This window comes from Xenorhabdus sp. TH1 (genome assembly GCF_037260955.1).
GTDB classification, from domain to species: Bacteria; Pseudomonadota; Gammaproteobacteria; order Enterobacterales; family Enterobacteriaceae; genus Xenorhabdus; species Xenorhabdus griffiniae.
In genome coordinates, this window is sequence record NZ_CP147736.1 from 14,243 (window position 1) to 39,886 (window position 25,644).

Annotated in this window: 20 protein-coding genes and 7 pseudogenes; 6 read left to right on the forward strand and 21 right to left on the reverse strand. The window is 42.2% G+C overall.

What is annotated here, in order from left to right; translation table 11 throughout:
* Positions 1 to 173 precede the first annotated feature (173 nt).
* The 3 pseudogenes from WDV74_RS17990 to WDV74_RS18000 all read right to left on the reverse strand — a co-directional run.
* A pseudogene (locus tag WDV74_RS17990) lies at positions 174 to 389 on the reverse strand (IS110 family transposase); the annotation flags it as partial.
* Positions 390 to 564: 175 nt separating this feature from the next.
* Positions 565 to 735 (reverse strand): annotated as a pseudogene (locus WDV74_RS17995) (transposase); the annotation flags it as partial.
* Positions 734 to 823 (reverse strand): annotated as a pseudogene (locus WDV74_RS18000) (transposase); the annotation flags it as partial. The pseudogenes WDV74_RS17995 and WDV74_RS18000, both read right to left, overlap by 2 nt.
* Before the next feature lie 11 nt (positions 824 to 834).
* On the opposite strand from WDV74_RS18000, the gene WDV74_RS18005 reads away from it, so the two are divergent.
* Complete coding sequence (locus WDV74_RS18005; protein WP_338885874.1) at positions 835 to 1,035, forward strand: hypothetical protein; 201 nt, start codon at positions 835 to 837, stop codon at positions 1,033 to 1,035.
* A 355-nt stretch (positions 1,036 to 1,390) separates the two neighbouring features.
* On the opposite strand, the gene WDV74_RS18010 is transcribed toward WDV74_RS18005, so the two are convergent.
* The 3 genes from WDV74_RS18010 to WDV74_RS18020 all read right to left on the reverse strand — a co-directional run bounded on the left by WDV74_RS18010 (position 1,391) and on the right by WDV74_RS18020 (position 4,295).
* Positions 1,391 to 2,371, reverse strand: a complete 981-nt coding sequence (locus WDV74_RS18010; protein WP_338885875.1) for a ParB family protein — start codon at positions 2,369 to 2,371, stop codon at positions 1,391 to 1,393.
* On the reverse strand, positions 2,361 to 3,578 hold the full coding sequence (locus tag WDV74_RS18015; protein WP_338885876.1) for an AAA family ATPase: 1,218 nt from the start codon (positions 3,576 to 3,578) through the stop codon (positions 2,361 to 2,363). Before WDV74_RS18015 ends, WDV74_RS18010 begins: the two co-directional genes overlap by 11 nt.
* 450 nt (positions 3,579 to 4,028) lie before the next feature.
* Positions 4,029 to 4,295 carry a helix-turn-helix transcriptional regulator gene (locus WDV74_RS18020; protein WP_338885877.1) on the reverse strand — a complete coding sequence of 89 codons (267 nt, stop codon included), beginning with the start codon at positions 4,293 to 4,295 and terminating at the stop codon, positions 4,029 to 4,031.
* 1,231 nt (positions 4,296 to 5,526) lie between these two features.
* On the opposite strand from WDV74_RS18020, the gene WDV74_RS18025 reads away from it, so the two are divergent.
* The 4 genes from WDV74_RS18025 (at position 5,527) to WDV74_RS18040 (ending at position 8,645) form a co-directional block, all read left to right on the forward strand.
* Entirely contained in the window at positions 5,527 to 5,790 is a 264-nt protein-coding gene (locus tag WDV74_RS18025) for a RepB family protein (RefSeq protein WP_074020948.1), read from the forward strand.
* A gap of 387 nt (positions 5,791 to 6,177) precedes the next feature.
* Positions 6,178 to 7,266: a Replication protein gene (locus WDV74_RS18030; protein WP_338885851.1), complete on the forward strand. Its 1,089-nt coding sequence runs from the start codon at positions 6,178 to 6,180 to the stop codon at positions 7,264 to 7,266.
* A gap of 670 nt (positions 7,267 to 7,936) precedes the next feature.
* The gene (locus tag WDV74_RS18035) at positions 7,937 to 8,323 is read left to right on the forward strand and encodes a type II toxin-antitoxin system RelE/ParE family toxin (RefSeq protein ID WP_338885852.1); all 387 of its coding nucleotides are present in this window, start codon (positions 7,937 to 7,939) and stop codon (positions 8,321 to 8,323) included.
* Complete coding sequence (locus tag WDV74_RS18040) at positions 8,316 to 8,645, forward strand: helix-turn-helix domain-containing protein (protein WP_338885853.1); 330 nt, start codon at positions 8,316 to 8,318, stop codon at positions 8,643 to 8,645. The genes WDV74_RS18035 and WDV74_RS18040 overlap by 8 nt, the downstream gene beginning before the upstream one ends.
* Positions 8,646 to 9,222: 577 nt before the next feature.
* On the opposite strand, the gene WDV74_RS18045 is transcribed toward WDV74_RS18040, so the two are convergent.
* From WDV74_RS18045 to WDV74_RS18070, 6 genes are read right to left on the reverse strand one after another with little or no spacing between them, the layout of a single operon-like run.
* Positions 9,223 to 10,638: a transposase gene (locus WDV74_RS18045; protein WP_338885854.1), complete on the reverse strand. Its 1,416-nt coding sequence runs from the start codon at positions 10,636 to 10,638 to the stop codon at positions 9,223 to 9,225.
* Positions 10,639 to 10,647: 9 nt separating this feature from the next.
* Complete coding sequence (locus WDV74_RS18050) at positions 10,648 to 10,830, reverse strand: hypothetical protein (protein ID WP_338885855.1); 183 nt, start codon at positions 10,828 to 10,830, stop codon at positions 10,648 to 10,650.
* A gap of 56 nt (positions 10,831 to 10,886) precedes the next feature.
* On the reverse strand, positions 10,887 to 13,937 hold the full coding sequence (locus tag WDV74_RS18055) for a Tn3 family transposase (RefSeq protein ID WP_338885856.1): 3,051 nt from the start codon (positions 13,935 to 13,937) through the stop codon (positions 10,887 to 10,889).
* Positions 13,938 to 13,968: 31 nt separating this feature from the next.
* The gene (locus WDV74_RS18060; protein ID WP_065391313.1) at positions 13,969 to 14,283 is read right to left on the reverse strand and encodes a type II toxin-antitoxin system RelE/ParE family toxin; all 315 of its coding nucleotides are present in this window, start codon (positions 14,281 to 14,283) and stop codon (positions 13,969 to 13,971) included.
* A 5-nt stretch (positions 14,284 to 14,288) separates the two neighbouring features.
* Entirely contained in the window at positions 14,289 to 14,567 is a 279-nt protein-coding gene (locus WDV74_RS18065; protein WP_338885858.1) for an arylsulfatase regulator, read from the reverse strand.
* A gap of 25 nt (positions 14,568 to 14,592) precedes the next feature.
* Positions 14,593 to 14,853 (reverse strand): type II toxin-antitoxin system Phd/YefM family antitoxin, encoded by a 261-nt coding sequence (locus WDV74_RS18070; RefSeq protein ID WP_338885859.1) that lies wholly within the window; start codon positions 14,851 to 14,853, stop codon positions 14,593 to 14,595.
* Between the two features lie 170 nt (positions 14,854 to 15,023).
* Between WDV74_RS18070 and WDV74_RS18075 the strand changes: the two are divergent.
* A pseudogene (locus tag WDV74_RS18075) lies at positions 15,024 to 15,593 on the forward strand (recombinase family protein).
* 12 nt (positions 15,594 to 15,605) lie between these two features.
* Here the strand turns inward: WDV74_RS18075 and WDV74_RS18080 are convergent.
* The 9 genes and pseudogenes from WDV74_RS18080 to WDV74_RS18120 form a co-directional block, all read right to left on the reverse strand.
* Positions 15,606 to 15,911: a Tn3 family transposase gene (locus tag WDV74_RS18080; RefSeq protein WP_338885878.1), complete on the reverse strand. Its 306-nt coding sequence runs from the start codon at positions 15,909 to 15,911 to the stop codon at positions 15,606 to 15,608.
* Positions 15,896 to 16,267 (reverse strand): annotated as a pseudogene (locus tag WDV74_RS18085) (IS1 family transposase); the annotation flags it as partial. The pseudogene WDV74_RS18085 and the gene WDV74_RS18080, both read right to left, overlap by 16 nt.
* 101 nt (positions 16,268 to 16,368) lie before the next feature.
* Entirely contained in the window at positions 16,369 to 17,703 is a 1,335-nt protein-coding gene (locus WDV74_RS18090; protein ID WP_338885879.1) for a reverse transcriptase domain-containing protein, read from the reverse strand.
* A gap of 62 nt (positions 17,704 to 17,765) precedes the next feature.
* Positions 17,766 to 19,004, reverse strand: a complete 1,239-nt coding sequence (locus WDV74_RS18095; RefSeq protein WP_338885860.1) for an IS110 family transposase — start codon at positions 19,002 to 19,004, stop codon at positions 17,766 to 17,768.
* 675 nt (positions 19,005 to 19,679) lie between these two features.
* Positions 19,680 to 20,005 (reverse strand): annotated as a pseudogene (locus WDV74_RS18100) (IS1-like element transposase); the annotation flags it as partial.
* Between the two features lie 508 nt (positions 20,006 to 20,513).
* Complete coding sequence (gene brnQ / locus WDV74_RS18105; protein WP_338885861.1) at positions 20,514 to 21,815, reverse strand: branched-chain amino acid transport system II carrier protein; 1,302 nt, start codon at positions 21,813 to 21,815, stop codon at positions 20,514 to 20,516.
* Positions 21,816 to 21,961: 146 nt separating this feature from the next.
* Complete coding sequence (locus WDV74_RS18110) at positions 21,962 to 23,503, reverse strand: pyridoxal-dependent decarboxylase (protein ID WP_338885862.1); 1,542 nt, start codon at positions 23,501 to 23,503, stop codon at positions 21,962 to 21,964.
* A gap of 326 nt (positions 23,504 to 23,829) precedes the next feature.
* A pseudogene (locus WDV74_RS18115) lies at positions 23,830 to 24,524 on the reverse strand (IS1 family transposase).
* A 125-nt stretch (positions 24,525 to 24,649) separates the two neighbouring features.
* The gene (locus WDV74_RS18120) at positions 24,650 to 25,549 is read right to left on the reverse strand and encodes an IS982 family transposase (RefSeq protein ID WP_338882223.1); all 900 of its coding nucleotides are present in this window, start codon (positions 25,547 to 25,549) and stop codon (positions 24,650 to 24,652) included.
* Between the last annotated feature and the right edge of the window lie 95 nt (positions 25,550 to 25,644).

Here is a 25,644-nt window from a genome sequence, read left to right on the forward strand (position 1 = left end):
CTCCTAACGAGCTTTAAGCTCAGAGCATAAATCAGGTTTAGCAAGTCACGGTCTTACCTGTCTTTGTCATCATTATCATTGCCTTAGCAATCTTTCTGCATTCATCCTTGTCGTTAAAAGTGAAAGTTGATCAGTGAAACACCTCAGTAAGGTCTGACACTGACGTAATCTTTTTGGTATTGAAGCGAGCAGGCCACGGCGGCTTCAAGCCCACCAGTGGCCTCCATCAGAATCAGCGCAACGGAATGGGTTCTCAACTCAGCAAGAATGGCATCAAAACCATCAGAGTCGTTACTTGCAGTGAACTGTGCAAACTCATGACTGGCAGCGATGTCCAGTGTTGCTTTAGAAACATCAATTCCCACACAGAGTGGATTTGGCAGACTCATTATTACCCCTCCTTGCAAATACGTTATGGAATACGGACAACTGTTCGGGTTTCAGATGAGTGGCTGAGTGTATGCGCCAATCGCTTACAGACGGGCTAGGAACCCTAGGCGGCATCAGGCTGCATACACCGCACCAAATCTAATCGTGTTTATTTTAACCTACATTTAAGATACAAGGCGGCAGATAATGCAACTTGATATTCAGGACCTCAGCAAAAAATTGAACTATTTCTGAACGGTGGTAACCCGCTCCATCCAGAATGATATGAATTCTTTGTGAAAGCGGATACGTTTCCCAGATTGCGCCGAAAAACAGGACGACATTTTTCGCGTTAATCGTCGGATAACCGGCGTAGGTTTTTGTTGCCTCGCTTGCTGATACCCAGCAGGGTGGTTTTTCCGTCTGTGCTGTATTGTCGGGGCACAAGCCCGGTACCGACATATTATGCTGTCGTTATTGGCCCAGATAGCCCTGAGCGTGTCGGAATTGCGTAATCTACTGTCAAAAATGATGAAAAAGACAAGAGAAACCGTCGAGCAGATTTTATCTTGGGCAGACTGGCGGCGGCGACATCAGTACTGCGCACAACAATGTCATTATTGTCGTCATGATAATCCTGTGTTTACAGACCAATTACGGCTGTAGTACTAGCAACCAAGTGTCATTTGAAACCATATAAGGTTTTACGGCAGGCATAACAGTGATAACGGGGATGCCCAACGTCCCTTTCCATGTCCTTTAACCGCTTCTATTTTGTGACAGTGACGACAAACCACATCAACTTTAGCCATCTTTCACTCAGAATAAAAAGTGGGAAATTTATCACACTATTTAATCATTGGGGGCATGTCCTAATACGGGGAACGGCTATAGTATTAGGGCGAGAAAAAGAGTATTTAGTAAGTTGCTCTTCAACTATGAAATTTTGGCGATTTCATCCCGAAATTTTTCAAATAAACAAAATAAATTCATTTAGTTATATATAAAATCAACTGGCGAATTATTCGTTTGAATTGAAGTGTTTTCGCATTAATATCTGGAGCATTTTTTCCAGCTCTTCCTCGAATTCTTTTGGTACGCGATTAAATTCAAAGCTAACAGATCTATCTTTAATCCGTTTTCGGGCAAAGGAATCCTTATCTTTGAAGTTCCAAAGAGAGCTTACCTGCTGCTTTTCTGCTGCGGTTTTTTTTACTTTGTTGCTGCTAAAATCTTTAAACAGCTTGATGATGATAGACTTCATTTCGTCGGGAGCAACCAGCTTGGTTTTATCCATATGATGGATTTCGTCACGCACACAGCTCACGACTTCATCAATCGAAAGTTTGTTTTTCTTTATGTCAACAGTGACGTCCAAAAGCGTTTTATAATTTGCATAACTTAACTCAGACATAACAGGAAACACGGCGACAATATTGCTGGGTACTGAAGCACACTGGATTGAGCGAGTCACTTTGGCTTGTGACATGTTGTTAGACTCAGCGATTTCTTTCTGGGTCATACCTCCCTCTCGCAACTGGATCAGGCGTAAGCCGACTTCACGAATGTTGTGTTCCCTCGCAGTCTGAATATCTGCGGCAAGTTGCCTTGCGTCATTGATGCTTATGTTTGTGTTCGTGACTAAGGTATCTAAACCTACACCACAGAAAATAGCAGCAGCACGTCTGCGAGAACCATCCAGAATCTCTATCTTGCCATCAATACGACGGCCTATTGCAGGGAAGAATTGTTGCAGACTGATAGTGCGTATGATGTCGCTGACAGATTCTTTTGTCAGTGCACTTTGATCTCGCCCGTTAACTAAAAAATTAACGGTAGTTTCAGATTCCAGTTTATCAGCTGGGATGTGTTCTAGTTGAAACGTAGCTGTTTGTCCCGAGGCAAGTATAAAACTCGGCTCTGTAGTTTGGTTTCCCGGCAGCGTATTCAAGGATATTGAATTGAACGTTCTTCCGATAGTTGGACGTTTTTTATTTTGCATTATTGCCTCTATTAACTCTGATAAACTCAATACGGTCAAAAACTGCTTTGGCAAAGTCTTCTGCTGCTCCTTTCGCATTCTTTAGAGCTTCCCCACTGCCGATATACGTGGCTGGGTTTGCGGAAATAACGGTGTCAAAAGACTCACCGCAGCGCTCGAATCCATCCAATCGAGGGATAGAAAAATCAAGCATGTCACCACCAAAAATTTCTTTTGCCAGGCTATGACACAGCTTGTGATCGGTCTTATTCACTAATTTGGACATAAAACCGATGTTGCCGCTGAGGCGAGTCGATGCGCCTGTCGATTCGATTATATCTACCAGCTCCGGCAAGCGAGCTAGATATTTCAGTGTACTGTGGAAATCCACTTGTGCAGGTGGAATTGGCGTCATCAGAAAATCTGCGGCTGAGATCGCGTTAGAGAGGAAGGAGTCCAAGTGTGGCCCACTGTCAATAAAGATGAAGTCGTAATCGTGTTTCACTTTATCGATGATATTCTCGCGCAGAACGGTATAGATGTTCTGGTTTGGCAGGTATTCTGCACAAAGTTCTTCCCAACGTGATGCAATGAATGCGTCTTCAATGGATGCTGGGATAATGTCTACGCCAGAAACAACTGAGGATGTGATAAATTCAGACAGTAACTCTTCGCGTGAAACGTTTTGCAGCATGGCTTGGGCTGATGTTGTATCAACAGAGCCGATCGACTGCTTATGATCGAGGAACATAGTTGCCGATGCCTGTGGGTCAAGGTCGATGACCAATATCCTAAGGTCTTCGAAAATCAGGTGTGGGTGGGTACGTAATGCATGTGCCAGGGAAACTGTACTGACGGTTTTAGATACTCCGCCCTTCAAATTCCCGATAAAGAAAGTCAAAGCTTCGTGATAGCGATCCCGGTATTTGGGTACGCCTCTGTGATGGTATAAATCTATGATGTTCTCAATGGTCATTGCGTACTTGGATGAAGAGCCTGCTTGCTTCTTGCCAAATACATATCCCTGTCCTTCCATTTCGTTAACGGCATAATCCACGCTTGCACGCGTTAACTTTGGTAATTTTGCGAGAGCCGCTTTTGAATACGTTTGGTAATAAGTTGTTTTACTCAGCTCCTGCTTTTGGCTTTGGATTTGATCGCTGAGTGACTGGAGTAGACGAACTGACCTTTGCGCAACCTTGTCTAATTGTTTATAGGGTTCATTCATATCTTTACTCTATATGTAGGTTTTTTGATTTTATTTAAATATCCTACATAAAATAATAAATGTAAAATTTTTTAATTGAAAAACGCTTTATTTTGCTTATTTTTCTCCATAGACATTTCATTTTTATCTTATTGTTTTAAATCATTTTTAATGAAAAATTTCAGGGTGAAATCGCCAGAATTTCGCATCAATTTCAGAGGGGGGATAGAATTTTGTGTTCTAGCTTAACCTGCTTATCAGGGGGGCTATTGAGAGATCATAAAATTCCACATGAAAAAGGTGAGCTGGTAAACATAGAAACGGGGGTATGGTTTTAGATAGCACGCAAAGTCAAAGTAAACCAAAAAAGCCGTGGAGTTTAAAAATGGCTAAATCAGGCTGCCATTTAAATCTCACGGCTTCATATCAAAATTTATCATTTTCACAAACTGGCTAAAAAACAAAGGTGGGTTATTTCTGTGGTTTGTTGCGAACTTTACGCTCAATAAGTTGACCACGCTGATCAAAATAACGGCTAGGCCAAATCTCTGAGGGATGGATGCCGAGATAATTTGCGATGATCCATTCACCTTTAGGCCACGGTCTGCTGAATGTATTTGCGAGTGTTGATGAGCTGAGTCCCGTTTCTCGGGAGAGTGCGGCTAAGGTTGTACCGCGTTTACGTAATGCAGCAATAATGTCGGCCTGATGCCAGTCATTTCTAACATTGTTATTCATTCCTGCTACCCCTTTCCATTTATTAATATTGATGGTGGCGATCCAGACAGGGTTTGCAATACCGGGACACTCATCCGGCGAGGTCGAAACCTCCCCTGCCTGAATCCCCATAGAAAAGGCGAACGCAGGCACACTGGTAGAAATATCCTACCAGTGAAGTGTCCACAGGGTTGCAAATCCCTGACCATTGGTATTTGCCAATGGCGGGAATACTTTAACTGATTGTTTTAGCTTACTCAATAACTAAACCGCTAAGTTTAACGGCTATAATTCCTCTCAAAAGCGCACAAACTCAGGGGAGAAAACGGACGGCTAAATCAATCTTTGTTATTTATTCTCGTTCGTGATCACTTCGCTATCCGTATTTCCCCTTTGTTTTCAGACTCATTTTACTTATTTCGAAACATTTTCCCTGCGTGTCGGTTAGATTCACCGTTCCGTGGTGCGTCAGATAATGTGTAGCAGGGCGAGGGTTATGTTGAGTTTTTGCAGGAGTTCGCTGCGTGCTCAGCACGGCGATGGTTTACTCCCCGTTCAGTGCCTGATTCAATCAGGATGAATGCCTCATTATTCGTGACGTGTGATATCTCCTTTCTTTACTGCATCGGCCTATTACAAGGCGGTGAGTGAAAAACAAACGAAATAAGTGAATTAAGGCAGAAAAATGCCAATGAAAAGTGGTGACACTGAGTAATACGGGGTTCAAATCGGTCGTAAAGCCAGACTGGACGTGCTTTGGACGTTGATCACCTGGCGGCGTCACTTGGTAATCGCTTCGCTTAAACGCAAGTGACGCCGCGAAGTTTTCGGGACGTTTATTGTGCGTGACTTAAAGCGTAGGTAAAAGTCGTATAAAGGTAAAACGGTTATGGTGACCGTAGCAGGATATTGCTCAATGTATGTGATAAGCCTGTCTGGTGTATAAAGTGACAGGATAACTTTCATCGTCAGACGATATCTGCTTCCAAAAGTGTGCAGATGTACCGCAATTTTGCTCTCCCTTTCAGGCTACAGGAGTTTTATTTCGCCACCCGAAGGCGATCCTGATAGGCGATGGATCGTTTTTGTAGAAAAAATACTAACGGTCAGGTAAGAAGACGTCAAACTGTATCTGTGACTTTTACCTCAATTTACCTGTGCATTGTTCGGGAATAACCCATATTAACTGGTTATGATATATACTGATTTATTCGCCAATAAGTAGATTTTGAATTATATGCATGGGGGTTCTATGCCACAAACAAGTACTGCTACTTCTTCTTCAAAACGCCCATACAGAAAAGGTAACCGATTAACTGGGATTGAAAGACAGCAGGCTTTTATTGCTCGTCGTAAAGCCGCAAATGATAAATCTATTAGAGTATATGTATCTAATGAACTGAAGCTACAGTTACAAAAAATGTGCAAAGTAGAGGGAGTATCTCAAGGTGAGATGATTAGTCGCTTAATCGAAAGAGCCAGTGCGGATCACAGTACTAATGATGTTAAGTCATAACTTTCTTGAGAGTTTATTCTTCCGGTGCTAGTATGAATATTGTTTAATTTTTGTTTACTGATTTTATTTTTTTGATAAGTCCAGATGGTTTATTGGTGAGAATAAAACAATTAGAAAGGTTTATTGAATTTTTTGTTTCACAGTGCTAGCTTATCAGGGTTTTTCGTTGGTCAGTCACGCCGAAAGGTGACTAAATGCGGGCAGTTAATAACGTGATTAACTAACCGCTAAAAAGAAGAAACCCCACAATCTGCTTCAAACTTGGCGGCTTGTCCAGATATGTGGGGTTCACACTTGCAGAAATCGAATTAGTAGTTTCTGCATAGGAGTATAGAACGATGAGACTTCTATTGCAACTTTTTGATCTCCGCCATAAGTGCAGGGGATGTGTTTAAAAATCAACATACCCAATCAACATTTGACCCCTCAGTTTGTCGTAGCCGGCGTGGTGAATCCAACGCCTTACGTCGGGGGCAGCCTAAAATCCATCGGCGCAATATCCCGAAACAGGACATCAAAATCCCAACAGGAACGCCTGCTCGGTTGTCTCGTACCCTAAAAAGTCATGACTGGCGGCGGGATAGAGCTCTTATCGCGCTTCGTCAAAAGGGCTATACGCCGTATTCCGAGCGAAAAAATCCGCACTATGTGCCAAAACCCATGCGTATCAGTACACGCTCTGAGAGCCGTGAAGCATTAACTTCGTTGTCGTTGGCATTCGTGGCGAATGCGGATTTTTTCCCCGGTCATGATTATCTGTTTGAAGTGATGGTGCCCTTTGAATTTATCGCCAAGGCGATGGGAGTACTGCATGAATATGATAACGGTCGTAAATCGTATGATGTGGCACTTCATGCTTTGTCCGTTCTTGAGCAATTGGAGCAAATCGTCGTTCATAGGGATAAAGACCGGGATGCTGGCCAAAATAAGCCCGTGCGGATTTGGTTGAAACCGGAATTTTTTATGTCTAAAGGTATTCCGTGTGACGAAATCCGGCGCAGCTTGATTGACTTCCAAAACTGGGCAATTAAAAGTGGTCAGCTTGAAAATCTGGAAAAAAAATACCAGCGTCATTTATTGAATATGGTGCGATTAGGCATTGATATAGAAAGCAAACACGCGCTGCGTCAGCTACTGAAAAAGATTAAACGCTCAGTGGTTGCTCCGGATTTACAGGAACAGAAAGCTGAAGCACTCAAACAAATTGAAGATAGTATTGAGTTGTTAGATCGTAAAAAATCAAAAAATCTGGAAGCCGAACTAGATAGAACGCAACGTTCGGTTGATAATTTGCGAAAGAAAGATAAATCAGATTCAATTTACTGGTGTATGTTTGTCGAGTGGCAAAAAACAACAACACCGGTTGCTGTCTATTATGCAAAAACTAAATTAAAGGCACAGTATCCTCACGTAAACGAATATTCGGAGCAATTTTATCGATTGTTACTTGAACAAGAAGGGATCATCCTGACTTAACTAAAGATTTCTTTGATTAATAATCAAAATAACCGTGCCTAGCACGGTTTTGGTGTTTTTTTTGTGGCAACCATAAGTCATTTTTCACTTATTCCACACATGATTTTCCCGTATTTTTCTGCTGTTTTGTATTTAAAACAGATTACTAGAACTGAAATCTACAAAAAAGAGTGAAAAATAAGCTATAAACTTCGAATAAATTCTTTTACATGTAATTAATTTCGAAGTTTATTCCTGAACAAAACAAGCCTTATAAATAAGGAATTACAAATCGAGTTGAGCCTAAAGGCTACAACTTTCGATGTTAGTTCCTTTCACTTCGTTCAAGGAAAAAATAAATTTGATTACGTCCCGTAAGCGGTCGTAAACGCCCGCTAACGCGCAGATACGTCCCGCCTAACGGCGTGACCACTGCGTGCCCTTGGCAGAACTTATTAAGCCTAAACCACTTGATAAATTTTTTAGCTTAGTAGGGACGAGGGATTTCGAGATCCCATTGATCCTCTATGGCTTCGGCGGTTCAGCTCCCTCATTCCCATTAATTTATGAGAACCGCCTTTTACTCGCTTCGCTCATAAGATCCACAAAAAAGTAAAAACACTTTGCGCTTAATTATTGCATTAAAAGCAGTACCTGTTACTATAGTACTCATTACCACTTGGAGGCATTTGTGGCGTTCTATAAAATATCGTCGTTTAAAAAAAGCACAAAGAAAATTAACATTTCCGATCAACATTTATTAAATGCTGCAGAAGAAGTTAAGAATGGGAAGTTTGAAGCTGATCTGGGTGGGGGAGTGATTAAAAAACGAATAGCGGTTAATGGAAAAGGTAAAAGTGGTGGCGTAAGAGTTATCATCTTCTTTAAGGTTAATAACCATTTATTTTTTGCTGATAGCTGGACAAAGAATACCGTTAGCTCTAGAGGAGCAAAAGAAATTGAGGATGATGAACTGGAAGCATATAAACAGCTTTCCAAACTTTTCCTTAGCTACACTGATCAGAAGATCAATGAGTTAATAGCCTATGGTATCTTAGAGGAAATCATTTGTGAGTAATAAATTAAACAATATGCTTGAATTAGCGAAAGAACTACACGCAGTCGATGCTGCACCAAAAAGCTTGGTTAACGATCTAAAAAAAGCCGTCAATGCACGTAAAATCAACGACCAGATTAAAACTGTTACTATGATGACAGGGGCTGAGATAAAGCAACTTCGTACACAGTACGGAATGTCCCAATCTGTACTGGCAATGGCATTAGGAATGTCAAAAGAAAGCATTTCTAAATGGGAACGAGAAGAAAAAAAGCCAAGTGGCCCAGCTCTTAGAATGCTCCGTATTCTTGAAAAACGAGGACCAGAAATTTTGCTGGTTTAGTTGGATTGTTGCAGCAAGTTATTACCATTGATTTTACCCGGCGACTGCAGAAGCCATGTCAGCTGGGAAGGCTGATTATCTGATGACTCAAGTAAACGATCCAGAGCATTCCTGTGAGCCGGGGTTAACGGGGGTTTGCGCCCAATTCAGCGAAAAGTTCCATGATGTTAAAATTATTTAATTATTTCAAAATATTAAATGAAAATGATCAGCCTGCTTCCTCGTAAACATCATACTCATTACTATCATCCATCTTTGATTCGAGCTGCGGGTCTACATTTTCTAGCAGACTGTCAAGACTGAGTGTGTCGCTTTGTTCTTCGAAGATGTAGTTCCCTGCCAACTGGATATGGGGTTTCGGGAGTAACGGAACAGTAAACACCTTTAAGCGGTCAATTTAAATAGCCAAAAATTAGGTAGCCAATTTACATCGTAAATTGTCATTTTTAGCCAGCCCCTCTATGATAGCCAAATCACCTTTACTCATTTTGGCCACTGCCCAGCCCGCGTCGACAATTAATCAGTAACCTATTGATTTAAAAAATCTTAGCTATTCTATTTAACCAGTTAATCGTTGTTATGGTTCCGTTGCTCCACAAACCCCGATATGGCTCCAGGCCACTGGGGAGAGATTGGCCAGTATTTCAATTGCCTCACTGTTACCTTGTTTTTCAAATCGTTCTACCAGTCCGGATAACAAGGCTGAATTGTAGTAGATAATGCAATTGGCAATCAGACGGGCGCAATCGTTCCATTGTTCAACCTGATAATCATTTCCGCCTCGAAACTGATTTCCATTGACAGACGCGATGGCTCTTCTGAGCTGATGATAGGCTTCTCCCCGATTCAATGCCTGTTGCACAAACTGTCTCAGTGTCTGATTGTCCATGTATTCAAGCAAATAGATACATTTAACTAACCTGTCATACTCACGTAGGGCAGATAACGTCGAGTGAGTTCTCTTGCCATTTGACAGCTTTCTGACCACGGTACTCTGATTGGTTGCCTTACGGCTCAATGAACAAACAATATGCTGGATACGTTCCCATTCATCCATGATTAACTTGTTCTTTATCGGTTTTTTCAAAGAAATATGGAGTTTTTCACCCAGCAAGGTGATATCGAACAATTCTTCAAAGATTTTTTTGAACTTGGCATAACGAGGGGCAAACTGGTAACCGAAAATATCCAGCAAGGCAAAATTGACATTATTGATCCCATGATTATCCGTCGAAACCGAGAGCGGCTGGATATCACTGCTGTTGTTATAGAGCAGATCAAAAGCAAAATGCCCCTCAAACTCATTTGGGGCGTTCACGGTAGTATTGACCGGAACATGATTGACGACCAGCGACAATGCTGATACTCCTTTACCTTTGCGGAAATATTTGGCAGAAAAGCGAGCCTTGAATGTGTTTATCCGGCAACCGTGTTTTTGTCCATCGATACTACCAAAAGGCGCTGCTTCATTGATGGTGTAATACTTGAATATGGGTAAGCGGGCGATCGCATTGGAAATAATATCATTGGCAGCGTGGGTCGTTTCCGGTCGAATATAACTATCATTGACAGCCCGGAGTGCCCCTACGCTGCGATCGGAAACGGCGGCTATTCGATGTAGGCCATAGTTTGCTCCGTTGCCGAAGATACAGGCAATCAAATCGCCTTCCCGTGCCTCTGACTCTTTCTTATAGGTTGTCATGTTTTCAAGGGCGTTGAGATAACCTGTTTTGTGATTGACATAACCCATAATCTCAATAATCCCTTTGTGCTTGAGCTGGCTGTAAACCGGGTTGTCAATACCGGCTTTCCAGCAACGGTTCGCCAGACTCCATGTCAGACGGTTAGAGTGGGGCTGGCATTTTACGAAATCATTGGCATCAGCATTAATGTTAGCTGTTACCCGATCAAGCAAGGTATTTAACCTCATTTCCAACTGCATCAGCGTCTGGGTAATGCGAGTCTGTTCATAATACGTGTAAAATGTTGGCATAGTCTGTTTTCATACGCCAATTGGAATAGGCTTGGGATTTAATTCTGGTGGAAAAATTGTCATATCCACATCATACCGACCAAATCGGCGTATATGATCACGTATATAAGGACTGAGTGCCGCTGCCTGTTCTGGCGTTATTTTATAACCAGCATCTGATGCTTTTGTCAGTATTTCCGTTAAATCTGACACATTACGGGTCCATCGGAAGAACCCCCAGATCTGTAAACTTTGAGAGAAAACCCTGATCAGTCATCCCGCCAAAAATGTTGTTTCAGGTGAGACTCCAATATCCTCGCCATCGCTTCTACATCGATTTTTCCGTTATTTCTCTTAAAGTTGTATCGCCCCGTGAACAACGTGTGTGTCCAGGCAATCGGCGAAATCCGCGTAAACTCATCAATAATTTCTTGAGAAACACCGTTGGCCAGCATCTTCTGGTAGACCGCATTCAGGATCATACTGTTGTAGGCAATGATGCAGTTGGCAACCAATCTGGCTGCATGAGCACTGACCCGGTTTTCAACGATTTTTTTACCCTTGAAGATACCGTTGTACGTTTTTCGGATGTTACTTTGAAGCTGATGATAGGCTTCTGTCCGGTTTCGGGCGCTTCGGATCGCTTTTCTGAGTGCCATATCATCTATCAGATTGAGAACATGAGTGCTCTTGAAGAAGGCATTATATTCAAACAACGCCGCTTTTAATCTGGCGTAACGGGCATGAGAGTTCAGTTTTCGGATGATATTGCTCTGGGTATTTTCCTGCATGATCAGTGAAAGCAATACACGCAGAACGCCTCGCCGCTGAGAGCGGATACGTTCGATATTAATCACCCCTTTAGGTTTGAGAATACCAGTATCATAATCCAGAGGTTTCGCTGAATAAATAGCGTCAGCTGCGTGACGCACCTTCTTGATACTGGGAACATAATCTACGTCGATAGAATCCAGAGTGACGAAATTCAGCTTGTTCAGTGAGTGGTTATCCCCTGTCACCATATGAATATCGATATCCGTTTTATTGTTGTAAATCATGTCGTACAATGAATGACCTTCGTACTCATTCAGACCAATATTTTTCGCATTAACCGCCACGTAATTGGCGAGCAGTGTGTAGAGCGAGATGCCACGGCCTTTACCCAGATGCTTTCTGGAATAACGGGATTGCATCGTACTGTCTGTCGTTGCAAATTTTTGCCCGTCTGCATCAGCCAATAGTTTGTTATCCATGAGATTCCACTGTTTGAAGATCGCCAGTGAATGGATATGATTGCTGACGATTTCATTGGCTGCACAAAGCGTATCCACCCGAATAAAATCTTCCCGTACTGCGCGAAGCGGGTTGAGTTCCATATCCGACATATCCGCCATTTTCAATGCACCAAATCCAAAGGTTTCCGACAACAAACAGGCATTAATTGCCAACGGTAACGGTTTTTTCCGCTTAGTATAACGGTCTTTCAGGTGGGTAAATCCACGCCACAGGTCAGTCAGCTCACCGATGAACATGACAATGTTAGCAATTTCAGCTTTGGGCAAGTTTTTGAAAAAAGCATCGTCCAGCTTTTCAACGCTGTCATAGTGCAGACTCCAGTGTTGTTGTCCGGTTTTGGTTTCACGAACGTTAAAGCCGGGATTGTTATTTTCACGAATATTGTAAGTCGTCCTCTCCCAGGCTTCATCCAGCTCCTGTAGCGCTTCATCAAGACGCTGGTCACAGTAAACAGGAAGGCGGGAATAACCAAACTCCGCCGCGATCTTTTCAACGTGATCAACCAGCGTATCGTCAACCAGATCGGTATCAATATCACAGTACGAGACACTGTCATTGCAATACAGACGGCCTCGTTCAATCTCATGGAGCATCTTTAAATAGACAAAAAACTCAAATAAATACGGATCGATTCGAGTGTCCGAGGGTTTCCGCTTCAGGTAGGCATTCATACTTTTGGGAATGGTGAATCCCAGCGCATCGCAGATTTTTAAGGCGGCTGGACTTTTTCCACTGGCGTAATGTGTTTTCAATACATGGATCAGTTCGCCTATTTGACTGTCTTTCTTATAATATTCCAATTTTACCCGGGTAAATATCGGACGCAGATACAACGAGAGCAAGCGGGATGACTGACCATAGTATTCCCACAACGCCGCTTTCTTATCAAAAGATTTGCCTTCCAAAAAGTCTGCCATAACGGAAAATTGTGTTTTGGGCAACATACTGAATGCCACTTCATTCAGTTCGGTCTGGCTCATGTTTGGGTTCCGTTCTGGAAACCATTTCAGAAACTTTGCCAGTCCGGGAAAATCCGTGACGACTTTGGCACTGTGATCCATGTGGGCTATCGACGCATAAATTTTACCGGCATCCATGATCGCCCGTGTGTGATAACAAAAGCTGATAATCAGATTATCCATGATTTGCTGATAACGGTGATAGACGAAACACAAGGCCTGTAGCCACTGTTGGGTTTTGCTAAGTCTGCGCAACCGGGAGGCAGCATATTGTTCGGCCATTTCCGCATAGTAACGGATAGCATTTTTTGACAACGCCAGAGAAGGCAGAAAATCCCGAGTAAACTGATAGAGATCTTCAATACGCAATGCCTTATCTACTTCCATTCTGACAGCGGTGTACTGAAAATCCTTTTGGTCGGCACGGATAATATTAAGGGCAGTGATACCGTCATCCCGCTGTACCAAAGCGTCCAGTTGCTCAGTGATTACGGCAGGCAACAAGGAAACTGCCGCATTCAGGCGATTTTCCTCCGCAATAAAGGCGTGGCTGAAAATATCCTGTAGAATTCGGTAGGACGGGAGCATCAATTTTTGATGCTCAAAATACGTCAGCAGTTGACGAAACGCACTGTGCCCTTTGGGATAGTAACGCAACAAATAGGCGAGATGAGATTCTATTTCAGTTGTATATTGCGGAGACCAGTTTCGGTAACCAAAGAGCGAGAGTATGGCCTGCCGCTGACTGCGCCTGTATTTGCGGGAGAGTGAGCCTGTGAACCGGGCCGCATCAGTATCGCTATAATACGTAGCCGCAATATACTGAACATCCTGGATGACCTTATCAAGTGATAAGTTGAAAAACTGTTGTTTCGCCTTGAAATAACCCAGTTGCAGGATGAAATGGATACGAGTCTGGGTATTGCGAAACTGTTCGAGAACAGCCCGTTCTGCCGGGCTTAAGGAAAAATACAGGTTTTGTTCGTGATCATTGAATTCGGGACAGGCATAGAGTTCTTCGATTTCGGTATTGGATAATAAGTGAATACGCTTGATATTTTCCATTGCGAGTCCCGGATTCAATGAGGCCAGACAATCAAATCATTTCGCGTCCGTCCAGATGATTTGCAGGCACCATCCGTTTGTGCAGCACACCAAATATCACCGGTTGCCGTTCGTGGATGAGGTAATAAATGACATGACTGACATAAGGAAAACTCAATACGCCCGATCCGACTTCCGGCCTGCTTCTTCCCAGTGCAGGGGTAGAAGCCAGCAAACGAAAGGTTTGTTGAAGTCCGGACAGGTATTTTTCCGATTGCATCTTACCCCATTGCTGTACAGTAAAACGACGGATTTCAATCAGATCGGCCTGAGCATCAGGCGTTAAGCGGTAGTTTGATATAGTCATTAAGGCTAATGATCCCTTGGAACGTCGATAATACCCTCAGCAATACCCTGAGCCAACATTTCCATGAGTTTGGCGAATTGGAAAAAACCGGTGTATTGCGGGCAAATATCATCCAGCCGGGCAGTGGATGCACTGTCTATCACCTGTTTGAATGTATCCATATAGTCGTAACAGGTTTTCAGTAATTGCGCATCATCGGTTTCTGTCAGGGGAAAACGGGGAGCATATTCGTGTATACGTTTCACCCGTTGTAATTGTTCTGCACTCAGTCCGGCTACAGACATTTTTTTCTCCTCAATAGGTGAAGTTCTAATCGTACTGACCTGATATCAGTTCATTAAAAAAGGTTTCGCCATCGAGGGTGTTACCGGATTCAATATCAACTCTGGCCTGCTCAGCTCTTGACTGCAATAATTTTAACCGGAGTGTTTCAATACTTTCGTATTCATCCATTGAGATAACCACCGCAACGGGTTTTCCGTTTTTATTGATTTGGATTGGGGCACGTTGTGCTTTGAGTAGCATGTCACCAAACTGGGTTTTGGCTTCATTGGCAGAAAGAGCATCCATAATAGTCCTCTCATTGAATCATGGCATGATTCAAACAATATAAACGAATCGAACGATATGATCAAATTTAAGACTATCAAAAAGTATACTTTTTGACAACCACTGCAAATGACTCTCAAAAGTCCTATCATAAGTACTCAATCAAATGGTCTAAAGGATAATGATAGGTTATGGCAAAAATTGGTTATGCGCGGGTCAGCTCAACAGCTCAAAGTTTAGATATTCAGCTGGAAAAATTAAGACAAGCGGAGTGTGAACGTCTTTATCAGGAAAAACGCAGTGGTCGGACAGCACACCGCCCGTAATACCAAGCCTGTATGGATTACTTGCGTGAAGGTGATACGCTGATCGTCACAAAATTAGACCGGCTTGCACGTTCAGTGGATCATTTATCACAAATTTCTAGTCGCTTTCAGCAAGAAAATATTGATTTGGTCGTTCTGGATCAAAATATTGATACCCGAACGTCAACAGGGCGTCTTATGTTCAATATGCTGGCCACCATGGCGGAGTTTGAAAATGACTTACGCAGTGAACGCCAGGCGGAAGGGATCGCCAAAGCGAAAGAGAATGGTGTCAGATTCGGGCGCCCCGCTAAGTTAACCGAAGATATACGAAATGATATTTATCTCAAGCGTCAGTCCGGCACTACGATTGGTCAGTTAGCCAAGGAGTTCAAGCTAGGCGAAGCAACCATCTACCGTGTTTTGAACACATTTAAGCACGTGGATAACTCGTAGCTCTCACAAAGTTTACAGATCTGGGGGTTCTTCCACAGGACCCGCATTACGAAGCATAATGGCATTGGCTATAATATCCGAGTATTTCACCTGCTTTGCCTGCTCTACAGGATCACCGCTTTTGATTATCTGTCCACCAAAGGTAATCCAATCCAGAAAATCATTATAGGATTCAATTTTTGTTGTTTCTGCCCGTATTGTTTGTCGAAAATCAGATTCAGACAGATATCGTAATAAAAATAACGTGCGAACAACCCGCCCCAGTTCCCGAAAAGGGTCGTGACTCCAATAGTTAGATTGCCCTATAAAGAATAGTATTCCCGTTCGATGAAAGTCCCTATCACCTTATCGTGCATCTCCTCTGATTTGGAATAACCTATCGTCCTTCGATTCAGTCTTTTTAAACGTGCACGTAATGTCAGATTGGTTCTTTCTATACGTTGGGTATAATGTTTTCCAACAATATGTTTTTCTTCAGGAAGTCGGTTGTAAGGTGCATAATCATCCGTACAGTAAAACCTGACATTAAAAGGTGATAATAACTCAAGGAGTTTGCGTAAAGTCGCCGTACTGCGATCACCAAAAACATGGGCCACGACTCGCTTGAGGCGAGGCTCCCAGGCATACCAGAGCCCGCGTTGATTTTTCTTATTTCCGACAAATGACCACTGCTGGTGAGTAGACCTACCCAGTCACCCGGGCAGATCCCTCCTCAGAACCGGACATGCAGAACTACCGCATCCGGCTCCCGACAGACCCCAGTCGTCACACCTATTCAGCAAGAATTGAACATTGAATGGACTTTCCAGCTTGAAGGATAACCCAGCACTTTCAGGATCAGAGTCAGCTTTTCCCACGTTAGCCCCCGACGCCCTCCCTTCCGGTTAAACCATCTGTAGAGTACCCGCTTGCTTTGGTAGATAAATTGCCCGACTCGTCTCTGGTTATCAGAAATACCGTGATAATTTATCCAGCCTTTGATAACCCTGATGACGATAGTCAGAACACGCCTTTTGTCAGGGGTATTCAGGTTCTTCCAGAGGAAGTCCCTGAGCTCCTTCAATTTGGTGGCAAAACGGTCTTTTCGACTGGTCAACTTCAGTCGCCAGAAACCCTTTCGCGATACCCCCCAATAGCAGGTAGATCCCAGAAAGTTAAACGTAGGTAAGCGTCCGCCAGACTGGTTAGCTCTCATTGCTGCAACGTGACCCGCCGGAATTAATTGCGATTTGTCACTGTGCAACGCCAGACCGTATTTACTCAGTCGTTTCGGTAATCTCTTATAAAAGCGTTTTGCCTCACTCAGGAACTCAAAGGTAAACACCCTATCATCAGCGTACCTTACCATTTCTGCCCGACCATGAATGTGTGAACGGCTGATTTCATCAAACCATTCATCTATCACATAGTGCGGGTAGATATTGGCAAGTCCTGACGATACGATTGACCCTTGGGGACATCCGCACACATTGTCGGATATCTGTTTACCCTCGATAACGGGTGCCGTTATTAAGACCTTGATGAGTCTGAGGAAACGGCGATCTGATATCTTCTTCCGCAGTAAATTCATCACCTCAATATGAGGTATCGTGTTAAAGTACTGTCGGATGTCAATTTCCACAACCGCCCCATTCCAGTTACGGTATGTTTGCTGTTGTAGTGCCTTCAATGCCGCATGACAATTTAATCCCGGCCGAAACCCGTATGAACACGGCAGAAACAGCGGCTCATACATTTGGCTGAGAATATCACTGACCGCAAGTTGCACCAGTTTGTCCTCTATGCACGAAATTGCCAGTGGCCGTTGACTACCATCCTCTTTCGGGATCGGCGTGATTCTGGCGGCTTTCGGGCGATACGTCCCTCTGCGTATTCGCAGGATGAGATGGTGAATATTCCCATCAAGATGTTCACCGTAAGCGGATTTTGTCATGCGATCAATACCTACCGCTTTATTCCCGTCAAGCCGTAGGAATTGTCCTTTCAGCATGTCACTGTTCAGCAGATGCCCTAAATTATTGAACACTTGCTGTTTGTTACCGGCTGATTTCTTGCCTATACGCTCAAGTTTTGTTAACCATGGTTGTCCGTCGTTGCTGTGTACGGTCATTGTTTCCCTCTCACGTTCGATCTGTCTGCCCGCCTCACGCCCTGAGACATTTGACAAGTTTTTTATTCTTTAAGCAAAGGCGAATTTCTATCTTTGAGTGCCAGTAAGTATTTTGCTTCGTCGTAATAGGTTCTGGTTTTCCAACAGCGGTAAATTATCCTTATCCATTTAAACGCCAGTGCTCGGATAGCGGATTGATGAGACTTTCCTTTTTCACGTTGCCCCTGATAGTACAGTTTGGCCCAGTATGATGATTGAACTGTCTTGGCAGCCCATTCAACAAACGTCTGCCTGACGAACTTGGCACATTGCCATCGCCAGTGTACCCACGATTTCTGACCACTTCGCTCGGTGACCGGCGCGATACCTGTGTAGTTTTGAATTTCTTCTGCACTGCTAAAGCGGTTACGGTTATCGCCCAATGCCGCAAGCATTCGTGGCCCCATGCCGGGTCCCATACCGGGAAGCGATTTAAACAGCTCTGCATCTGGCATGGTATCGAACAATGCTTCAATTCGTTCGTTGTAGGTTCGAATAATATCATTCACCAGTTTGATTTGTGATGCCAGTGCTGTTGCCATGAGTGCATTCGCCTCGATGACACGGGTATCTGTGGTGAGGGGAATCGCATTGGCAATGCTCGCTACGCGCTGTTCTGTATGGGCAACAGCGGGACCACCTTTGGCGTTCATAAAACGACGAACGGTGTCACTTCTGGCCCGTTGTAATTGTTGCAGGCTGGGCCAGCGGGTAATCAGGTCACAGAATAGCGGGCTGTCCCGATGAGAGAACCACTCCAGAGGTTGTGGGTAGTATTGTTTCAGCGTGTTGATGAGCCGATTTACAAAGCGACGTTTGTCTTCAACGAGTTGGCGGCGCTGTTCAACTAATTGTTGGAGCAATCGGATATCCGCATTGTCGGGTTCAATGGCTTTTATTTTTTGGGGATAGCGCAGCATGAGTTCTAACGCTAATTCGGCATCCTGCAGATCATCCTTAGCGCCACTGGGCCAAAAGGTCTGCCGATAGCGGGCCAGTGACAACGCATGTATTGGAAAAACGGTGATAAATGGGTATTTTTGAAGAGCGTACACCACGGGACCTTTTTTCAGCTCAAGGGCAATAGCTATCTTGCCTTTCACCTGTTTGTGTAACTCTTTGAGCCAGGTATCAAGTGCTTCTGGTGTATGTTTAATCACATGGAATACGCGCTCACCGTTTTTAAATTGAACACAGACATCATGCTTTTTATCTGCCCAATCCAGACCAATATGAGCCGTAAACTGATTTATCGCAGTCATTACCATCTCCTTTTTTCATCGGGGATGGGTATGCATTCCACGCTCTTCGAAAGAAATATAGCCAGCACTTTGCATGCATGCCCTGAGTATTCGTTAGCGAACGTGGAGCACTTACTGGCTCGAAAGAAAGGCGGCGATCATCGAATGATTCTCGCTCATTATTCGTAACCAGTAAGTGCATACCCTGAATCACCTAACAGTGTAATTCTAGGGTGTGAATGTATAGACTTCGCTCCGCGATCATTACTCGTTTCATTACTACTATGGCTGACTCCGACTTCCTGATACCCATCTCTCAGGCCTTGTGTTTTGGCACTTGTGCCCGATATACTCATTCCCTTGAGAGGGGTCAGGATCTCCTGGGTTCCGCACTGTTCTCTACAGACTCGCCGACGCCTGAGACTCCGGTGTGTGCTTCTGACTGGAAAAAAAATCGCCAGTGTGCCCATTCAGAAACTATTGCCTGCTGGTTCGACGATACCATCGGCACAACACAATCAGTGAATTTCGGAGTTATCACGTTCACCTATTGGTTTCGGCTCGAATGTTTCGCTGTCTACGCTTCATCTCCTTTGTTACCGCCGGAGATGCAAGACTCGCTACGTAGTGATCTGGCTAATCTTCTACGACGGGGCTTTCACCCGCAAGAAACAGTGCAGCTTTTCCCAGCGCACCATCGACTTCACAGATAAGCTGGACTTCATTTCCCTTAAGAGGAAGGTTGGTCACATTTTTCGAGGAGAGTTTTTTAACGTGCGAATGACGGTGTTAATCCCTATCTTCAGTACACGAGCGGTATCACGAACACCGGAGTTATTCACTGCCATATCAATAATTTGCTCTTTCACGCCGGGATAACAGGCTTGATAGGCATAGTTCAGTTGAAAGGTTTTACGGCAGGCATAGCAGTGATAGCGGGGATGACCAGTACGTCCTTTTCCATGCCCTTTAACCTCTTCTGTTTTATGACAGTAACGACAAACCACATCCACTTTAGCCATCTCTCACTCCATAATAAAAAGCAGGGAGTTTATCACAATATCTAATCATTGAGAGCATGACCGTTGCTCTAGACACACAATATCTAAAGTCTCGAAAGAGATTAAATTAATAGACTAAATTTAACTATAATTAATTGAATTTAATAAATTTATTTTCAATAGTGTAACTTTTCGCTGAATTGGGCACAAACCCCCTTTTAGGTGGATTGATTGCTTACTGCCTTAAATGGAAAAAGCCGTCACTGAAAGTTTTCTACTCAGAATAAGATTTTCCAGCAACAGCTTTAAACAGAATTCGGGTTATTTAGATCAAAAATAACACTTTACTAGTGCAATAAGCATACAACCCAGATATAGAAATCTATCAATAAAATCGTATTGAATGAACAAAACTATCAATATTCGACCGGCGGTTAAAATTCAATCAAAGTGGAATCCCTTCCTGTCTGGTAAGTACGTCTAATTGATTATTTTTTTGAAAACTAAATAAACACTTAAATTGAAATATTTATTTTCGTTTTATTAATACATCAATAACCATTAATACAGACATAATCAAAAAAGAAGGCAACAACCATGCCAATTGATGATTGGACAATGGGATTTCATAAAACCAACTTGGTATAAAAAATGAAAAACAATCAAATGACTTTACAGAATCCAAAACACCAAATACAAGACTAGTTATTATCGTAGGTGCTAAAATGAAAGAAAAATTATTCCAATAATTTTGTGTAAAGCTTAGTAACACTAAAACAATACAAGGTGGATAAATTGCTGTTAAAACAGGAATTGAAAATTGAATCAAATGATTTAATCCAAGGTTTGATATTATCATAGAAAAAAGACCAAAAACAATTACCAATTTCCTATATGATAATGGTAAATATGAATTAAAAAATTCAGCACAAGCACATGTCAGACCTATGGCAGTGACCAAGCAAGCGATAAAAATCAATATAGCTAAAAAAATACTACCATATACACCGAATGTATATTGAACATAACTTCTTAAAATTACAGCCCCATTTTCTGCTGAAGATAAGAAAGTACCGCTATCTGAGCCTAATTTAAATAATGAAAGATATATTAAAATCAGACAAAAACCAGCAATAGAAGTAGCTTTTAGTATATATTTATTTAGTAATTTATTAGATTCAATTCCTCTAGAACGTACAGCATTAACTATAATGCTGCCAAACATCATAGCTGCCAGAGCATCCATCGTTAAGTAACCATTCAAAAAACCACTTGCAAATGGGTTTTCAGAATAATAATTAATTACTTTCACAGATTCTCCGGCTGGATAAAAAACAGCAGAAATTGCCAAGACCGCTAAGGCTATAATTTTTATAGGTGCTAATATATAACCTACATTATCTAGCAATTTTTTAGGATATAGTGATACATATATAACCAATGAAAAGTATACAATACTGTATATTAACAAAGGTAATTTACCTTCTTTTGTAATTGATGCGATACCTAATTCAAAGGAAACAGTAGCCGTTCTTGGTATTGCAAAAAGTGGGCCTACTGATAAATAACAAATAGTAGCCAACAAAAAACCACAAGATTTACCTATTGGTGAACTAAGATTTTTAAGACCTCCTACCCTAGACAAAGAAATGATAGTAATTATAGGTAATCCAACACCGGTAATTAAAAAACCCATAGCTGCCAGCCAAACATTCTCACCGGTTTGAAAACCAATTATAGGAGGAAAAATAATATTCCCAGCGCCAACAAATAAAGCAAAAACCATAAAACCTAATGCTAAAACATCTCTAGAGGATAGTTTATTCGTCATAATTAATATTAACCCTTTATTTTTCTTTAGACGAAAAAATAAAAATTAGTCATTTTATTTTACATAATATTTTCAATAAAAATGCTATATGTTTATATGGACTCAGCAACCACCAACTTTAGCCGGTGATTGCTTAATTTTAATAATTAGATATTTATCGTAGTGAATTGTGGTTGATTATCCAGAAATAATGTTCTGTTAAAAGCACCTGACTGACGCAATGCCATTATAAGCTGGTTAATCAGTTCATCCGTCACGTGTTCCATAACGAAAAGGTGGGCATACCTAATACCATTTTTAGCTTCCGTAGACAGTGAGAAATCTTCAACAATATCATTATTAGGGCAAAGAAACAGGATACTGAGGGAAAGTGGAGAACGATGAACGTGAAGATCTAGGTCAAGCTCGTCACTCAATGCCCTCAATTTCTGATAAACGTTTTCACTCATCCAAAGTCGATGGACGATCTTTTCAATTTGGTCGTTATAAGAATATCTGGCCAAATAATGCCAAAGCAGTAGCGCCGAAAAACCATTTCTCGAACCCGCTAAAGTAGAATCTTGAGCGCCGATATAATCCACACTGAGGAAGCTCAGCAAGTATTTTTGTTTGGTTAGATAAACACCTGTTGGCCATGGGGTTCCCATTTCTTTATGACCACTGGTCACAATCGAATGGATTGGATTTCTGAAATCAAATGAAGGAAGAGTTCCTACACCAATATCGATTCCCTGCTCTCTCGCTTTCTCTAGGAATGGACCATAAACAGCGCCTAGTGCACCATCAATGTGGAACCAATAGCCATTTCGATGGCTTTTAACAATTTTACCATTTTCCAGAGTAATTTGAAGCGTTCTATTTTTGAGACCGTATTTCTCAAGTATGGGTAGCAATAACTCAATCGCGCCGCTGACATCATCAAGAGCACCTTTAAAGGTTGTTCCATAGTTGAAGTTTATCGCTATCGGGAAACCACGTGACGCAAAAAACTCTACTAATGTACTCAGCTTAACTAAATCAACCGAACCTGTTGGCAGAGACGGAACTTTTGTTGGCCATTTTCCATTATTCGTTGCAATAGGACATTGCCCGGGATAACGCGACTCACCGATTTCAGCAAAGGTAGGTAGTGCCAAAATATCTTTGGCTTTATCGATTGAGTAATGTGTATCTTCGGAGTAAAAAAGTACGGGGCTCAACGAATTTTCATTACCACCTAAATAGGTTCCTTGTTCAATGTAATTGTTTGAATTCGAATCAATCCAAAGCGCTTTTCCTGCCAAATAATCACGAGCATTACGCAGTGCATATAAATTACCTTCTGTGCTTCCCATTGACAGCACATAACCCCAGTAGCCCTCGCCTAGTGTGGCGTTATTTCTGTCAGGTGCATTCCAAAGTTTAGCAAAATAATCTAATACAGCACGTTCAACAACCTTTGAATTAACTCTAAGATTACCTGTTACAAAAGGATCACCAACATTGTTTAATTGAACATCTAAGTATTCACTCAGCTCTGATGAATAGTGGAGCTCTTGGTTGGTTTGATAACCCATAAATTTGTTGCGTGTTTTTTTTACATATGAATCCAGTTCTATCAATGCTTTTCCACGTTCAGTATCTGTTAAACCATTTTCAGATAATTTAAATACAGATTTATCAATATTGGTATGGGTTTCATGATTCATATTTAGTCCAAATGCAATAATTTATTATGGTAATAATTTGATAACTTATTTATTTTAAAACCACCAAAAAATAATTAACTTATCATATTGTAATTTTCTGTTATAATTAGCAATATAATTTAAATTAAATTTCAGATTTAATTATTTTTATAATATCTATTTAAATGTAATTGTTCAACAATAACTCAACTTTATAATTTCAGGTAACGCGATGCTCGACTTTTATGATGAGTTGAAATGACATAGCCGCTCCTTTATAACTTTAAGTCGTCAAAAATAGAGAAATAAAGGAACAAAAGGTCACGTATTCAATCCGTTGATTTGTGTTAAACATAGTATTCACTTTCAATGAAAGTCCCGATGACTTTATCATGCATTTCCGGTGACTTAGAATAACCCAACGTTTTACGATTGAGTCGCTTAAGTCGGTTGCGCAACGTCAAATTCTCCCGCTCAATACGTTGAGTGAAGGTTTTTCCGACAAGATGCTGGTTTTTGGGTCATAAACTGTAAGCTTTGAAATTATCTGTACACCAGAAGACAACATTAAACGAAGCCAGTTTTTTGAGGAGTTTCTTGAGTGTTTTTTTGCTTCTTGCTCCGAATGTATGGGCAATGATACGTTTTAATCGAGCTTCCCAAGCATACCATAACCAACGTTGGCACTTTTTATTCCCGACAAATGACCACACCTCATCAACTTCACAAATGAGCTGAACGTTGACATTATCCAGTGGAAGCGTTGTTACGCATCGTGGTTGGAGTTTTTTAAAGTGCGAACAACAGCATTGATACTGATATGTAATGCACGGGCCGTATCACGGATACCCGCATTATTCATGGCAAGGTCAACAACTTGTTCTTTTATACCCGCTTGGCACGCGCGATAGGCGTAATCCAGTTGGAAGGTTCGCTGGCAGGAAAAACAGCGATAGCGTTGGTGTCCTGCCTCACCTTTGCCATGCTTTTTGACGTATTCAGTTTGCTGACAAAATCGACATTTTACTTCAACAGTCGCCATGTGACTTCTCCGAAAAAATGACGATTATACACAACCATCAACGGGTTGAATACGTGACCATTATTTTTATATTCAAAAAACTATATTTTCATGTTAATTAGATATAATTAACGCGATGCTCAACTTTAGCTCCCTATAACATGGGCTTGTTGAAGCCAGTCGCGTTGACTTTTACCTTGTTTAAAATTGGCAAAAATACCCAGTGTATGAGAAAGCAGTTTTCTGGCTATTCGATTACTCAAATGCCACAAATCCCGTGCCCAGCACTTCTCGATAGCAAATTGCCCAGCGAGTTGACCAATGACGGTTTCAATTAAGCGCCGTTTGGCATTAATGCGCTTTCTTGTTTCTCTGGGGACTGGGTCATCCATATTGGCACGCACCGGGGCTATCATTTCAATACCCGACTGCTTCATTTCCTCTTGAAATTCAAAACCTAAATAACCTTTATCGCCGAGCAAACAGCCTTTTATTGGGCTAGTCAAGTCCCAGACCGCTTCACGCTCACTGACATTGGCGGGCGTCAATGTGAATCCCGTTACTACGCCAATTTCATCTATCATGAGATGCCCTTTAAAGCCGTAGTAAGTTTCGTTTTTGGCGGCGCAGTACCCATAATCAGCTTGTCCTTTAAAGCTGGCACTGCCTTTCGCTCTTTTGAATCCACAGATGGGCAACGGAAATCCGTCGACAATATGTACCGGCCTATCGAACGCACCCAATAACCTCGCCAGCTTTTCTTGCAGCTTTTGTTTAACAGCCCAAAGATTCGCAACCTGTTTAGCAAAATTGGCGCGTGAACCCAGTCCCGGAAACCACTCGCACCAGTGATCACGAAAGTACGTCCAAATTCCTTTATCCGTTGAAAAGCCTAAGAATTCACCCACCACTTCCATCGTGATGGCTTCCGCATCGCTCAGCTTAGGTGGGTATCCCCGGCTTCTGAATCGAGAGCTTTGCTGTAACGCCGTTAAATTATCGTCTACCCAACAAAACACCCAAATGATAAAATCTTGCTGTGACATAGCCTTTGTTCCTTTATTTCTCTCAGTTTGGCGACTTAAAGTTATAAAGGAGCGGCTATGTCATTTCAACTCACCATAAAAGTCGAGCATCGCGT